Below are 13,813 nucleotides of genomic sequence, written 5' to 3'. Positions count from 1 at the left end.
ATCAGGAGAAGATGATGGGTGTTAATCCAACTGATACGAACACGAGCGTACCGCCGCAACAGCCGTCTGCGTGGGATGCATTTACGCAAAAGGCTCAAAGCCTGCATCCACTCAGTTCTTTACTGGGGCAAGCAGACAATAACCTGGGACAGCGCTCACTCAACGCGTTGCATGGAGATGGCTTTAGAACGGATGCACAAATCTACCCTCTACCTTCCACTCCTCCTGCTCTTGCTGTACCGTCACCTGTGAACCCACCGCTTCGTGGAGGTGCTGCAACGGGCGGCGGGCTGATGGCAAATCCTCTGCAAAATGGACAGGGAAGCAGTCAGGCCCCTGGGCGAATGAGTGCTTATAGTAGAGCTTGTGTGCTGGCGGGGTTGCGGGGGATGATCAGGGATACGGAGGGAATGAATCGTCTTCCTGATGGAGGTTATGGTAGCTTCGCCTCGGGAGGGAAGGTTATTGCGAATCCGCAGAATCTAGACGGCATTCGATTGAAAATGAATTCTAGGGACGCGAGAATAGCCGATCCGGGAGCGCTCTCAGGTCATCCTGATGTTGACGTCCAACTGTATCGCAATGGTCAGAAATACGTAAAAAGCGATGCCTTTGGCGCATACCAAATCCTGGGGGATACCGCACGTGATCGCGGCTATACCGACTTCTCTCATGCCGGTCAAGATGCCGCCGCAAACGATTTGATTGAAAACAGGAGGCGCATGCTAAGTCCGGCAATGCAAGGCGATTGGCCGACCGTATTCCACCGGGGCAGCCTTGAATGGGCTAGCCTCCCAGGTGATCATTATCGTCAAGGTGGAAAGAGTCCAGAGGAAGCGATAGCGGCCTACAATAGGGCAATCCAATCCGCGCCGGAGTGTAAATGAGAATGCATCGTAGAATTCTGGAAGTTTTTGCCATTGTTGTGTGCCTATTAGGAAGTGCTGTGTGGTGTCAGTCTCAGATCGAACCACTTCATGAACAGCATAGATTCGACATAGAATATGAAAAACAAATGGGTCAATATAACGTAGTACCTATTCCTTCGCAGGTTTACGACCTTTTAACAGAAGACAAGGATGTCCGGCAGGCATATAGCAGTTTATATTTGGGAGGCTGGTTTTCGCCTGGACTTATGTCTATTTCGAATTCGAAAGGCGAACTCTATTTGGCGACATGGGAGGGCGTTTTCGCCGGGGTGCCCGGAAACACGTTTTGGCTATTGAAGACTGAGAAGGAACATAATAGATCCTCAGTGATCTTCAAAATTACAGCAGACCGGCTAGTAATAGGCCAGAAAGATGCCTCTAGTTATCCGGAGATCATTGCTTCACAGCAGACGACGACAGCAAGGACAGATAGCGTCTTTCGTTTTGTGGCGGGGACGTATATTCTGTCTCGTCAATATACTGATCCCCATTACAGGGAGCAAAAGTCATTCAATGCAGATGATGGAACTCCAACGGTACAGCACCCCGTGCCTATTCCTGAAGATGTTTTCAAAACTCTATCTGAGGATGATGAGTTCGTCCGAGAAGCCTTGAACGATCATGGATGGCCCATCAATCGAGGTCCCAAAAACGGTTGGCTCACCGCCAGCCTGGTATCGAAGCCAAATTCGAAGGGCAGGCTCTATCTTGTTGTCGGAAATGGCTCCCTTGCTGGAGCGCATGGGACAACCTTCTGGTTGGTGACGAATGAGGGGGACGGGATCAAGCCTCGCGTAATCTTTAAAATTGCGACGGATCAATTGGAAATTGGGAAAACGGATATTTCTGGCTACCCAGTGATTACTGCTGTGCGAGAGACTGCCGTATCTATGACGGACCTTGTCTTTCACTTTGTAGCAGGAAAATATGTTTTCCTTCGCAGTAAGAAAGATCACTGACACTGTTGGCTACATTTTACGGTAAGGGGTGGATCTGGCCCTGCAGGTATGTGGTACTCCATCAGGCCACGCTTGCTCGCTATCCAAAGGAACAGAAGCACTTTGCGATCGAGTTTTGCAAGATACACAACCCCGTTCCTGTTCCACCGGCAATTCTCACACTCTTATCGGAAGAAAATTTTATTCAACAAAATCTTGCGGACGCCATCCACCCTGCAAGACCGGTTCCCAAGGAATGGTTCATTGCCATTCGAGTATCTAGGAGTAACTCGAATGACAAGCTCTATTTGCTTGTTGAACAGTTTCCCCTCACGGGTGCCCACGGAACTACGTTCTGGCTAGTAGATAATCACGGAGGGGAGCGCAAACCTGAAGTGATCTTAGAAGTTACAGCAGACTGGTTTCAAGTTGGTAAGCCTGATGATTCAGGTTATCCGCAAATCACCACTAGTTATATTGAGACAACCATGTCGGATGAGGTCTTCCATTTTGTGGCGGGTAGATACCGCCCGTTGAGGACACAGGCAAAGCGATCTAATTCTAAGATGTAATTTGTTAGCATTGAGTTAATGATGAGGGAGAATCTCGAGGCCTGAAGGTCTCTGGATTCTCCCTTCTTATTTTGACGCTTAGACCTCAGGAATAAAGTCTGGTAGCGTCTGACCCAACAAGCATTTTGCGTTAACACGAAATGCCGAAATTTCACCTATCGAATTCCTCCCAGGATTCAAGCAAGCTGCGAAAAACAAGCAATAAAACAAGACCTGCTGCAGGTATATAAGCCAGCGGCCTAGAAGAGCCATGGCTGTTCATGCGACAGCCGGATTCGAGCCCCATTGATTGGGCTTTTATGGCGCGGCGCGATGTGCTTGATGGTAAAGCCTGCGTGAATGGCCGGGCCAAACAGGTGCGATAGCAGGCCGGAATCCTGCGGTGCTGGGAGTGTCGATCCAATTACAAACCAGGAGAAGATCATGGATGGTTATAGCGTTAATCCAACCGGCACGAACACGAGTGTGCCGCCGCAACAGCCGTCCCCCTGGGAAGCCTCTACGCAAAAAGTTCAGAGTCTGCATCCGCTCAGTTCTCTATTAGGACAGGCAGGTAACGACTTTGGGCAACGCACCATCAATTTATTGCATGGTGATGGATTTAGAACGGACTCGCAGGCGTATCCGCTCCAGCCTCCCTCACCCTTGCCGCGAGCTTCGACGAATCCACCTGTTAATGGAGGTGCCGCTACGTCAGGGGCAGCACCACGGCAAACAGCCTACTCTGGCGGTGGACAGGGTGGTGCCATGGGTTACGCCCATGCCTTGGCCGATAACCTGGGGGTTGCGCCGATCCTGCATCAGGTTCGTCATCCTATTCAGACGATGTCTGGCATGCAGCAGCAGGCTGCCGCGGATCAGCACCCCTTTCAGACAGCTTTGAATAGGGCAACGATCGATAATCCGATGTCTGGCATTCCTGAGCTAAGGGGACTTGCCGGGACGGCGATGAATAGCCTAACGGAGACTGGGCAGGCCCTGGGGGATCTGGGGGTGACTCCCTATGGCTATCAAACGCCGAAATATGGGCCCAATTATGCTGGTGCGGTTGTCCATGCCGCCAAGGCTGTTCCTGTCCTGGGTGATGGGCTGAGGACAGCAATGCACTATGCCGCGCAGAACGGTATGGGCGATCCGGGGAACTCTTACCTGCAGGACGTAGGCAAGGTGTGGAGCAGCCCTAGAGCGATGGGGACATTGACAGGTATGGCGCTACAGGTTGCTCCACTTGTGGAAGGTGGGGCCAGGAGGGCTGGTTGGGGCAGACCATTGAATGCGGCAGCCGATGCAGTCCCCAGATCGCTTGACTTGGTTCGTGGTGCTGCCCCTGGCGACACTTCTATGTCGCCAGAAGCGCCGTATCCAACAGATCTGTTGAAGTCTAATCTTTCACCTGACGAGATTGGGGCATGGCTGAAGAACTCAAACATACCGTATCGATCAATGCGCCAGGACGTTTGGGTAGGGAATATTAATAGGAATATTGATCTGCTGAATGAAGGGCAAGTAGCGCCGCCGATCAGGGTAATTGGTGGAGATGTTTGGAACGGCAATCATAGAATTGTTGCCGGAGATATTCATGGCACTATGCCGACCGAAATACCACAGGTTCATAGTGGCGTAGCGCCAATTCCTGAAAGTGGAACACGATCCTTCCGCGAACTGAAGGTCAGGCCTGGATTCAAGCCTGGTGACTAAATCATGCATGGTGAAGAAGGTGTCATATCGGCATATAATCCGGGTAGGGCAAGCAATACTCATGCCGGTTGGATCATCTTGTGCTCTGACAGGGGGGATCTTTAGCTGGATCGAGCTTAGAACAACTGAGCAGGATATAAATATCCCCGTATCAACGGTGAGTAAATATGTACATCATATATGTGAACGAAAAAGAAGAAACTGTTGAGATGTATGTTGATGCAGATACTCCGGAAGGAGTGTGCTTCAATGGGATGCACTTGCATTCGTTGATGGGCCATAGACTAAAATTTAATGGAGCATCTTTTGTGTCGTGTTTTCTTTGGGGAGCCTATATGTTCGATGCTGAAGCTATAAACGTCGATTTTACCAATGCTGTTTTAGGGCAATTTAACTTACGGGGATCGAAGGTATGTGGTTCAATTTTTCGTAATTGCGATATGACTGTGGGTTATTTCGAGGGCGCTGACTTTTCTGGTGCAGACCTGACTGGTGCTCGAATGCTGGATACTCATTTTGAAAACTGTAATCTCTGCGGTGCGATCATGTTGGGGGAGGAATTGGAAAGTTCAATTTTTACAGGAGCTAAATTCGACAAGCATACGGTTTGGCCGAAAGAGTTTAACCCTTTGGAGCATGGCGCGATTCTCGTAGAGGATGAATGATTTCTCTTTGTGGGTAGCCGCTCGCTCCCAATAGGGAGGGTAGATCAAAGGGCTGAAGCTCGTTTTAAATCTGTCCATGCTTGCCTCGGGAGCGACGGTAAGAGCGAAGGCCTCCAAATGCACCACCTTTCGTCAAGCCTCCCATTTGTGGGGATGAAATCATTATGAATGGGCACTCGACATTCAGCAGTTCGAAGGATGCTTGGCCTGAGAAAGCCAATGTTTTTTATGTAAATTACGCCTGATCTTGCAACTCGGAATAACCCACCCAACGATTCCAACCCTAAATGAGTTCGCAGCAGAGATCAAAATGAATATCTACTTTATTGATGATAAGACGCAATGATGACCATTAACGCGATGACACCGGAGGGCGTTTGTTTCGATGGTTTGTACTTGCATCGAGCGAAGCTTATGGGGTTGAGCCTCAACGGGGCATCTTTCGTCTCCTGTGATCTACGTGCTTCAAATATGGAGGATGCGCAAGCCAAACGTGTTAACTTTAGTGGAGCCTCTCTCATCGGGGTGGATGCTGCGCGGGCGTATTTGCATGAATCGGTCTTTCATCATTGCCGGTTGAATCATACAAATTTCAAGCATGCAGATCTGTCACGAGCTGACCTGAGCGATGCTGAGATATCCGACACTAATTTTGAAGGCTGCAATCTCCGGGGCACGACCATGCTGGCACATAATTTACATAGCGCACATTTTAAGGATGCCAGCTTCGATCGGCACACGATATTGCCTGAAGAGTTCAAGCCCTTGGAGCATGGCGCTATCCTAATGGAAGATGAAACTGCTTGATGTCTTCTGAGGATGCTTATGTCAGATAAAGAGGAGCTTAGATGTATTTTGCTTGATATCCTTCGGATGGGCTTGCTCCGCATTCGCGTATTGGGTTGGAACGGAAAGTTAGAAGAATGCGCCGCGGAAGCCGATCGTCTTCATAATCTGCCAGATATGATTCGAGAGATGAATATTGAGTCGATTCTCTATTACCACAATTTCGAGCTGCCATATTCTATGCAGAGAATGGCAAATCCTGGGCCATATGAAGCGGATTGGAGACGGCTTGGGGTTGTTCTGAATCGGATGCAATCTCGAGGTTCGAAAACTCAGGGGGTTATCAGGTTCTTTGGCAAATTGTTAGGAGTTCGCATGATGCTGATTGTCGTGGCTCTTTTGCTCTTGATTGGATACGGAATATTCGCTAAATGAATAGAACAACCAACGTGCGGTTTTGGGATAAAGATTTCTAACTGCAATTTGCTTGGGTTCCTTTCGTTCTTCTGGCATAGTAGTTCTTGAGTAGTTCACAACCTGATGTGCCCGTCTCGCTGGGCCTGGTACGGCGAGTTAGAACTCCTGATTTACGATGGAGTCCCAGTGGGAAGATCCAGTGGGTTGCGGCACGGGTTGTTGTATTCCGAAAAGCGCTTTAGGCCTCCCGTGTTTGGCCTGGCATTGTTGCTGCAACTGGCGAAGAGCGGGAGGAAGCAGGTTCCTCGGCTTCGCCTCGGAATGTCAACCAGAAAGGCAAGGGCAACAGCCAAAGCCAACGGCAACAGCCAAAGCGGATTCCCTACGGGAATGACAGAAAGAAAAACAAAGACAAGAGCGGACGTGAAAAGCTCTGCGGGCATTGCTGCATATGCCTCTTGCTCTTTCAAGATTCGTGGTGAGTCGCAGGGATACGGACACCCTGAACACAAACCGGGACGAGCCGCAAAGAAGCCTGTAGTCAGGCCAGGTGCGCGAACCTGCCTCAACGCGTGGTTGCTGCAGGGTCTCTTCTTCAGCAGAGCCGAGGCTGGAAGGAAAAACAGAGTGTAGAGAATAGAGTGTAGAGCGTAGAGAAGCCTTCTCTATCCTCCACACTCTATTCTCTACACTCTGTTTTCCATGAAATCGGTGGCCGGCAAGCTCAAAAGACTTACAGGAAAAATATGTCTCAGTTCAATGCACAGACCCTTGGTTTGCAGCTTGAGAAGGTGCGCGACAAAGTGCCTCTGCTTTATCAGCAGGATCACTCTTTGTTCGATCGCATCATGAAGCGGGATGTGGAGAAGGTCTCCTCGCGGAATATGCGCATCCCGTTGAAGATCCTGGCAGGCGGCAAGGCTCGCCAGGTCAATCCGGATGGCGGCGGTCTTGGCCGTGGGTCCGGCACGACGTACGACATTGCACAGGCCACGCCGGTTTATCTGGCCTTTGCGTCGGAGATGAGCTATCTCACCGAGATCTCGACCGACAGCAAAGAGAAGGCCGTAGAGAATGCGGCGAAGGCCGAGCTCGAGAATGCGATGGAAGGCTTCCGCACTTTTGTGGAGGCGCTTCTGAACACGGACGGATCGGGGACTCTCGATTCGGTGGCGCCGGGGACGGGGACGGTCGTCGGTTCGTTCCAGATTATTGTCAACAACGCGAATGCGTTCTATGACAATCAGGACATCCAGATCTTCTCTGCGCTGGGTGGAACGAACCGCGGCAAGGTGACCATTCTTTCGGTGGATGCCAATAATAAGGCGCTGAACCTCGCCGCAGCAACCCCGGTACCGGCCGGTACCGTTCCCGGTGATTTGCTTATCATCGACGGCGCTCCAGGCACGGCCGCTTCGTCTCTGTTCGGCATCGAGTATCACCATGTGGACTCGAATGTGGGCACGTGGATGCAGTTGCAACGTTCGGCGTATCCCGGCAAGCTCGATACGCCGCACGTTGGCGCCGGGAACGTGCCGATCAGTGCTGCCCTCGTTCGAATGCTGATTCAGAAGCAGCGGCGTGCCCTGGGTGCGGCGACGGGTGCGAAGGACTCCATGCTCTTCCATCTCGGACTGGACCAAGAGGCAGCGTGGGAAAATGTGGGCTCTGTGGTCTCGCAGGTCATTACGAACCAGGTTGCGGGTTCGAGCTCGCAGGACATGCTGAAGAAGAATGCGCCTACGACGATCGCGGGACGTTCGACGCTGGTGTCCATTCATGCGCAGCCGGGACGTATCGATCTGCTGGCTCCGGACCACTGGTTCCGCGCTGAGAATCGGGCGATGGATTACTACGACGTCGATGGCCAGACCATCTTCCCGACGTATGACACGACCGGAGGTATCCAGACCACCAATATCTTCTACCTGTTTACGGGGATGCAGATTTGTATGGATGGTCCGCGGTTTGGGGCGTTCATGGATGGGCTGCAGTTGCCTGCTGGGTACTAGTGGCTTTGCGGGAGGCACGAGGGATCGTGCTTCCCGTGAGGTTTCTTGCCTTCTGGGGCGACGCTTGTGAGGGATGAACGAAGGGCGAGGAAGCAGGTTCCTCGCCCTTCGCTTCGTTGGCCGCTCGGAATGACCAGAAACAAAGCAGGTTCCCTGCGGGAATGACAGCAAGAAAAGCAAGAACAAGAATCACCACACCGGAGAACTGAGATCCTTCATGCTTATTCGTAATGACTACGTTGGCCCCAGGAACGATACCGCTGAGCGCGTTCTTCGCCGGTTTGGCCAGAATCCTTTTGGAGAAAATATCTATCGCGCGGTCTGGGCTCCGCAAAAACTTATCTGGAGCTATGAGGAGATGGTTCCGGAGTATCCGAATCTTGGCGAGCAGTGGGTGCTTGAGAAGTGGCTCTCTGTCGAGGAAGATACCGGCGGGATGTCGCGGGCGGAGTGGGAGATTAAGAACTTCGATGTAGAGAGCGGTAAGAGCATTCTTGGGCCCTACCCAGCTTATGGTTACTACAACTTTTCCTTTGCGTTGGGTGAGGGGGTGCCTTGCAACGCGCAAGCGATGGAACTGATTGCCCAATTAATTGAGAGAGGCAGACTGTACAGCGCTGCAGAGAAGCAACTAGCCCTGAGGCAGCGTGAGGAAGATCGTAAGTTGCAGCAGCGACAGAAGATCTCCGATGCCGTTGATGATGTGCAGACTGCGGCGATGCGCGGTGCGGCGTTTTCAGGCTTTGGAGGGCATTCGACGGACAAGCGGCCGGATGATATGCAGATCAATATTTCGCACGAAGATCTGCTGCGTAGAAGGCCGGAGTTGGGAAGGCGCGGTGGGCGCCAGATATTGGCAAGCAGGAAACCGTAGACAGAGCAGGGAAGACGTTTTGCCGCTTCCCGCTGCATGAGATCAAAGGAGACGCATGATTACAGCAAATGAAGTAGCCTCCGCTGTTGGTGGGCTCAATAAACGGGCACGTCAACCTATCCCGGATGCGTTGAAGCGCAATCCACCACTGTATATCTTCAATATCTATGAGATGAAGCATACGCGCGGACTAGGCTCGTTAGGAACGTTTCATGTGCCGGCTTGTGAGCCGGGCGAGGCTTATTCGAAGCCGCTGGTTGTTCCAGGAGAGTTTTTCGATGAGTTCGACCGTGGCGAAGGCTCGCTGGGCTGGACCTATGAGACAGGTGCTGACGTTGCGAAGGCTATCTTGAATGTCGGCCATCGTGATGGAGCTGACCTGAGCGCCTGGGGAGTCTTTCTCGCTGCGGATAAAAAGCCTACGCGGGAGGAGTTGTCAGCGGCGCGTGAGAAGCTTACGGCCAAGATGCGCGAGGTACTGGCTGCCGGAGATGCACTTGCCTTGCAGGGAGATAGCGGTCTTGCGCAGATCCAGGCGATGCATCGTAAGGCGGCGCATTATTTGAAGCAACATCGCGACTGGATCAATGCTGAGCCAGTTGAGATGCGTGAGTGCCATGGCTGTGGAGCCTTCGTGAAGCCGACGTTGCCGCGCTGCCCACAGTGCAAGGCTCCGTTCGATTTAGCGAAGTGCCGCGAGCTTTGGCCGATGGAGTATCCGATTATGACTCAACGACCCGTTGCTGCTGCAAGGTAATAAGTTGCAGGCTGCGAGCTCTCAGCGGGCAACATATCGTTGTTTAGGTAAAAGTTGGCAGCCCTTGCGTGTATGCCTTCTAGTTCTTCGCAAATTGTCCGCGCATTTTGTATTCCGCAAAAGTTTTCTAAGAGAGCCACTTATGCCGAAAAAGTCATCACAGAATAGACAGCAGCCTCAACAGAAGACGTCACAACAGCCCGATATCACGGTCAATCCTCAGGGAGAAGGCACGTATAAAGTGATTGATACTGTTGGGAATGTCCTTGCGGTGCCTTACAGTAACGTACAAAATGCTGTAGGTATGGGATATCATCTTCTTCCTTTCGAAGATAGACGCTATGGACGGGATTACAGGGCGGACCCGCATCCTGTAACGCCGGACATTGCGGAAAATCCGAAGGGTGAGGGCACGTATAAGGTAACGGACCCTTATGGAAGAGACATCAATATCCCATATAGCAATGTCGGTGATGCTCTTTATAAGGGATACAAGATAGGGGCCGCAGAACATTCAAGATATGTGGACGATTTGCGTGCCGACCCGCACCCAGTTGCGCCAGGAGAAGCCCTGCCTGTGCGAAATGCACCAGTCGCAGCTTCGCCCTCAATCGCCGCACAAAATTCGCAGGGAAAGACGTGGAGGCCTGCAAAAACACAGGCTGAATACAAACAGCAGCAGCAGGAGTTCGAGCAAGAAGCAGGCAAGAGTGCCAATGCCAGAGGGATCGCCCAAGCTCAAATGCCTGTGCAGGCACCTGTGGCGCATGCAAGCATACCGGTAAGCACACAAATCAGCAATGCCCTAGGAGGCATGGCGCTCTCTCCTTTAGCGTTTGCAGTTAATCCGAGGGAAACATTTCTAGGAATGCTTCGAGCCGGTGACAACGGCGCGAATGAACTGGCACGTGGAAGTTCCGAGGGTGGTTTTTCCGGATGGAATATTCCGAACGCATTCGTGGCAGCGGCTGGTGGGAATCCTGAGGCTGCGCGAGAAGAATGGGCAAGGGGAAACTATGGCAGAGCTGTTACTCAGTATGGTACTGTTCCGGCACTTTCCCTGGCATCATCGTTTATTGGTCCTGGAGCGGGGGAGGGTGTAGAAGCAGTTTCACCGGGAGTTCAACGAGCTGGGGAGTTTCTGCAGGATACGGTCGCTCCAAAGGCAATGGGTTGGGCATTAAATGCAGGTAAAGATATCCACCTTAACGGAGCCGAACCGGGAGTTGCTGCTTTAGGAGAAGGTCCGCGGACCAGCTTCGCAATGACCAAGGGACAATTAGCCGATCAATTAAACGCAGCAGCAACGCGCGACGCGGAGATTGCCTCCCAAGCCGCATCAAATTCAGAAGCGAAGATCCCCAGTTCTACAGTGCAAGAAGCAATAGACAATGTCATCAATCCTAAGATCGCGGGGTTGCAAAAGCAGTTTGGCATTACAGATGAGGCAAACAGTCTCAGGAATCTTCGTAGCGAGTTCGATCCATACCTGAGTGGTCAGGAAGCGATGTCAGCGGCGGATGTCCATGGCATGTTGAATAATCTCAACGACTATATCTTCAAAAATCGCGAGATCGATCCAGCAACAAATAGTGTTATTAGCGCTACACATGACATTCACAATAATATTGCTGAACAGCTCTACAATGCAGATCCAAGTCTGGAAGCGCCTTTGTTGCAGGCTCGCAATAGTCTCGTGGCGAGTAAGCTCGCAAAGGAAATACCTGGTTCAAGCCTGGATGGGGCAAAAGAAATTGCAGAGACCATTGCTAAGAATGCATTCCAAGAGCTGCGCTCTCCGGCTACTTGGAGCAATCCACATTTAGCTGGTTCAAAGCTGTTGCATGGTGTGCCTGAAGAGCTTTGGAATAACACAATAAAGTCCACTCCTGTGCGCACGGGAATTGCAAATAGTTTAAATGGACTAGGTGCGGGGCTTTCCGAAGGAGTTGTCAACACTGGAATTACTGGAGCTGTCAGGACGTTCCCCTCTTTCCTGGGAGTCGGCAATACTTCGAGCGATATGGTCACTCATCATGGTGACTCTGGCGTCGATCCCCTCGTCGATTCGGGCACGAATCCAGGCATCAATTCGGTAATCAAGCCAGGCCTCAATCTGGGTATTAAGTCGGGCATCGATTTGGGAGTCCAACCTGGCATCCAGCCGGGCATCGACGCTTTCGTCAATCCAAGCATTGGATCGAGATTGAATATGCGGATGAACCCACTTCGTGAAAACGATATCGGACAATTTCCAAATCAATCCGCCAACCAGCCCGTAGAGCAAGACCAGAACGGGAAGAGTGCATTGAGTGATCGCAATTACAACCAATACGGCAGCCAATATTCGAAAGAGAACGTACCACACGAAGTACTTCACCCACATCCACAGCCTCCATCTGCAGCGTCCTGGCCGCAGAATCTCACCCCACGGAGTATATCTCCAAATACAATGGGATTGGCCGCTCAGAGTTCAGATCCGACCAACCCCGTAAATAATCCATTCTCTCCGTATCTCCGTTCGTTAAACACAGGATATGGATCGGCCCCTGAGAGGGGCTCCAACTATTTCAGCATGCCACAACCAAGTGTGGGAGATAACGATCAGAGATTCCAAGGTCCACCGATCACCTTGAAATCTCTGGCACCTGCAGCATTCCCCAGCAGTGGAACGCCCAGGACCAATCTCTATGGATGGACCGAGTACCAACGAGGCGCTAACGTTAGCGATGTTCACTGAATTTCGATAGCTGCGATGCCCTCGAATTTTTTAGCGATCACCGTAGCCTCTTCTCTTGAGAGGTTCGTCTTCAGGGGCCTGGGTGCGCCCTCTACCAGGTCTTTGGCGTCTTTTAGGCCAAGGCCGGTGACCTCTCGTACCAATTTGATGGTGCCAATGATGTTTTTGCCGCGCTCTTTCAGGGTGACGGTGAAGGTGGTTTTATATTCCGCCGCAGAGGTGCCCATCTGGCCAGATACGGGAGAGCCGAGCAAAAAGCCGATGCGAGCATCTATTTTGGCATCGAGTATGGAGTTCATACGAGCATCGATGCGAGTGTCAATCTGACTGGTGTTGAGTTGATTGGATGAGCCGGAGCCGTTGAACTGATCTTCGCGCTGCTTTGTCTCGGAACGACTGAGGCCCAGGCCTCGAATCAGGTCCTTGATGATCTCGTAAATAAGAATGACAGCGGCCGTTGGCAGCAACGACTGCCTGATCCATTGATCCCAGTTGTTCATGCTTCCTTTTCCCGTCCGTAGCGCGGCAATTACAAGACCTCAGCAGTATATCTTCCGGCCCAGGTGCAGGGCTGTCTGTCGTTGTGCGTCTGCGCATGATCACCAGATTTTCATCTTGCATTGGCCGCTCATAGCTATAGGAGAGAAAGACTATGCCACTCGTCGAACCGCCGTTGCGTTCGCCCTATCCTACGCTGGACCATGTGTTGCGGCTGGCGCGTGTTTATACCAATGATGCCGCGCAGACACTCGACGGAAATCTGCTTGCTCTGACGCAGCCTTACACACTGGAGTACGTGAACTCGGCCTGGCACAAGCTCCAGGATGAACTTGCGGAGGCCGGGGCGCCAAGGTTAGAGCGCGAGGTGATTCTGCCACAGGTGCCTATTGCTTCTGCGCTTGACCCTGCTGTGCAGGTGAGCGTGAGTTATACAGGCAGCAATGATGGCGCGCTGCTATGGCCTTCTCCGGTATTGCCGCAGGACCTGATGGAGCCCATGAGATTGCATGAGCGGCAGGCCGGGATGATTGGGAACTTTATACCCATGAAACCTGCGGCAGATGGGTTGCCGCGTGTTGGGCAGGGACAGAGGTTGCGCTGGTGGGACTGGAAAGATGACAGCCTGTACTTTACGGGCGCGACGCAGTTGAACGATCTCTTGTTGCGGTATTACGCCTATCTGCCCGATATACCGAATGATCCGAAGGCTCAGCTTGGGATTTTGCGCTGCCAGAGAGCGATGGGTTTCTACATTGCCGGAGAGTTTGCCGCAGCTCGCGGATCGACCGCTGCAGCCGATCTGATGAGCAAGGGCGATGACGCTGTGCAGAAGATGACGATTCGTATTGCACGTGTCAAACAGCGGCTTTCGCGCAGGCGTAAACCCTATGGACGAGTGCGCGGCAGCGCCAGCAACTACTAAGG

At 52.0% G+C, this 13,813-nt stretch carries 13 protein-coding genes; 12 read left to right on the top strand and 1 reads right to left on the bottom strand.

The genetic code is table 11. The annotated features are described in order from the left end of the window. Positions 1–11 precede the first annotated feature (11 nt). The 11 genes from ACIX8_RS25660 to ACIX8_RS25655 all read left to right on the top strand — a co-directional run bounded on the left by ACIX8_RS25660 (position 12) and on the right by ACIX8_RS25655 (position 12,388). Positions 12–887 carry a lysozyme family protein gene (locus tag ACIX8_RS25660; RefSeq protein ID WP_223295345.1) on the top strand — a complete coding sequence of 292 codons (876 nt, stop codon included), beginning with the start codon at positions 12–14 and terminating at the stop codon, positions 885–887. Positions 888–889: 2 nt separating this feature from the next. Continuing rightward, positions 890–1,888, top strand: a complete 999-nt coding sequence (locus ACIX8_RS14825; protein WP_044176815.1) for a hypothetical protein — start codon at positions 890–892, stop codon at positions 1,886–1,888. A 50-nt stretch (positions 1,889–1,938) separates the two neighbouring features. Continuing rightward, complete coding sequence (locus ACIX8_RS14820) at positions 1,939–2,439, top strand: hypothetical protein (RefSeq protein ID WP_150110611.1); 501 nt, start codon at positions 1,939–1,941, stop codon at positions 2,437–2,439. A 423-nt stretch (positions 2,440–2,862) separates the two neighbouring features. Then, positions 2,863–4,137: a hypothetical protein gene (locus ACIX8_RS14815; RefSeq protein WP_014266162.1), complete on the top strand. Its 1,275-nt coding sequence runs from the start codon at positions 2,863–2,865 to the stop codon at positions 4,135–4,137. 167 nt (positions 4,138–4,304) lie between these two features. Beyond that, on the top strand, positions 4,305–4,802 hold the full coding sequence (locus ACIX8_RS14810) for a pentapeptide repeat-containing protein (RefSeq protein WP_014266161.1): 498 nt from the start codon (positions 4,305–4,307) through the stop codon (positions 4,800–4,802). Positions 4,803–5,144: 342 nt separating this feature from the next. Further along, the gene (locus ACIX8_RS14805; RefSeq protein WP_014266160.1) at positions 5,145–5,609 is read left to right on the top strand and encodes a pentapeptide repeat-containing protein; all 465 of its coding nucleotides are present in this window, start codon (positions 5,145–5,147) and stop codon (positions 5,607–5,609) included. Positions 5,610–5,627: 18 nt separating this feature from the next. Then, complete coding sequence (locus tag ACIX8_RS14800) at positions 5,628–6,023, top strand: hypothetical protein (protein ID WP_014266159.1); 396 nt, start codon at positions 5,628–5,630, stop codon at positions 6,021–6,023. 728 nt (positions 6,024–6,751) lie between these two features. Continuing rightward, positions 6,752–8,017 carry a hypothetical protein gene (locus ACIX8_RS14795; RefSeq protein WP_014266157.1) on the top strand — a complete coding sequence of 422 codons (1,266 nt, stop codon included), beginning with the start codon at positions 6,752–6,754 and terminating at the stop codon, positions 8,015–8,017. A gap of 217 nt (positions 8,018–8,234) precedes the next feature. Continuing rightward, positions 8,235–8,891 carry a hypothetical protein gene (locus tag ACIX8_RS14790; RefSeq protein WP_014266156.1) on the top strand — a complete coding sequence of 219 codons (657 nt, stop codon included), beginning with the start codon at positions 8,235–8,237 and terminating at the stop codon, positions 8,889–8,891. Between the two features lie 55 nt (positions 8,892–8,946). After that, positions 8,947–9,648, top strand: coding sequence for a hypothetical protein (locus ACIX8_RS14785; protein WP_014266155.1), 702 nt, complete (start codon positions 8,947–8,949; stop codon positions 9,646–9,648). A 142-nt stretch (positions 9,649–9,790) separates the two neighbouring features. Then, on the top strand, positions 9,791–12,388 hold the full coding sequence (locus tag ACIX8_RS25655; protein ID WP_014266154.1) for a hypothetical protein: 2,598 nt from the start codon (positions 9,791–9,793) through the stop codon (positions 12,386–12,388). Here the strand turns inward: ACIX8_RS25655 and ACIX8_RS26215 are convergent. Further along, complete coding sequence (locus ACIX8_RS26215) at positions 12,382–12,888, bottom strand: ribosomal protein bL12 (protein ID WP_014266153.1); 507 nt, start codon at positions 12,886–12,888, stop codon at positions 12,382–12,384. The genes ACIX8_RS25655 and ACIX8_RS26215 overlap by 7 nt on opposite strands. A 152-nt stretch (positions 12,889–13,040) precedes the next feature. On the opposite strand from ACIX8_RS26215, the gene ACIX8_RS14760 reads away from it, so the two are divergent. Beyond that, positions 13,041–13,811, top strand: coding sequence for a hypothetical protein (locus ACIX8_RS14760; protein WP_014266152.1), 771 nt, complete (start codon positions 13,041–13,043; stop codon positions 13,809–13,811). The last annotated feature ends 2 nt before the right edge of the window (positions 13,812–13,813 follow it).

Source organism: Granulicella mallensis MP5ACTX8 (assembly GCF_000178955.2).
In the GTDB taxonomy this organism is placed as follows: domain Bacteria; phylum Acidobacteriota; class Terriglobia; order Terriglobales; family Acidobacteriaceae; genus Granulicella; species Granulicella mallensis.
The sequence above is the reverse complement of the archived record's forward strand: the minus strand, read 5'-3'. Positions and strand labels throughout refer to the sequence as shown.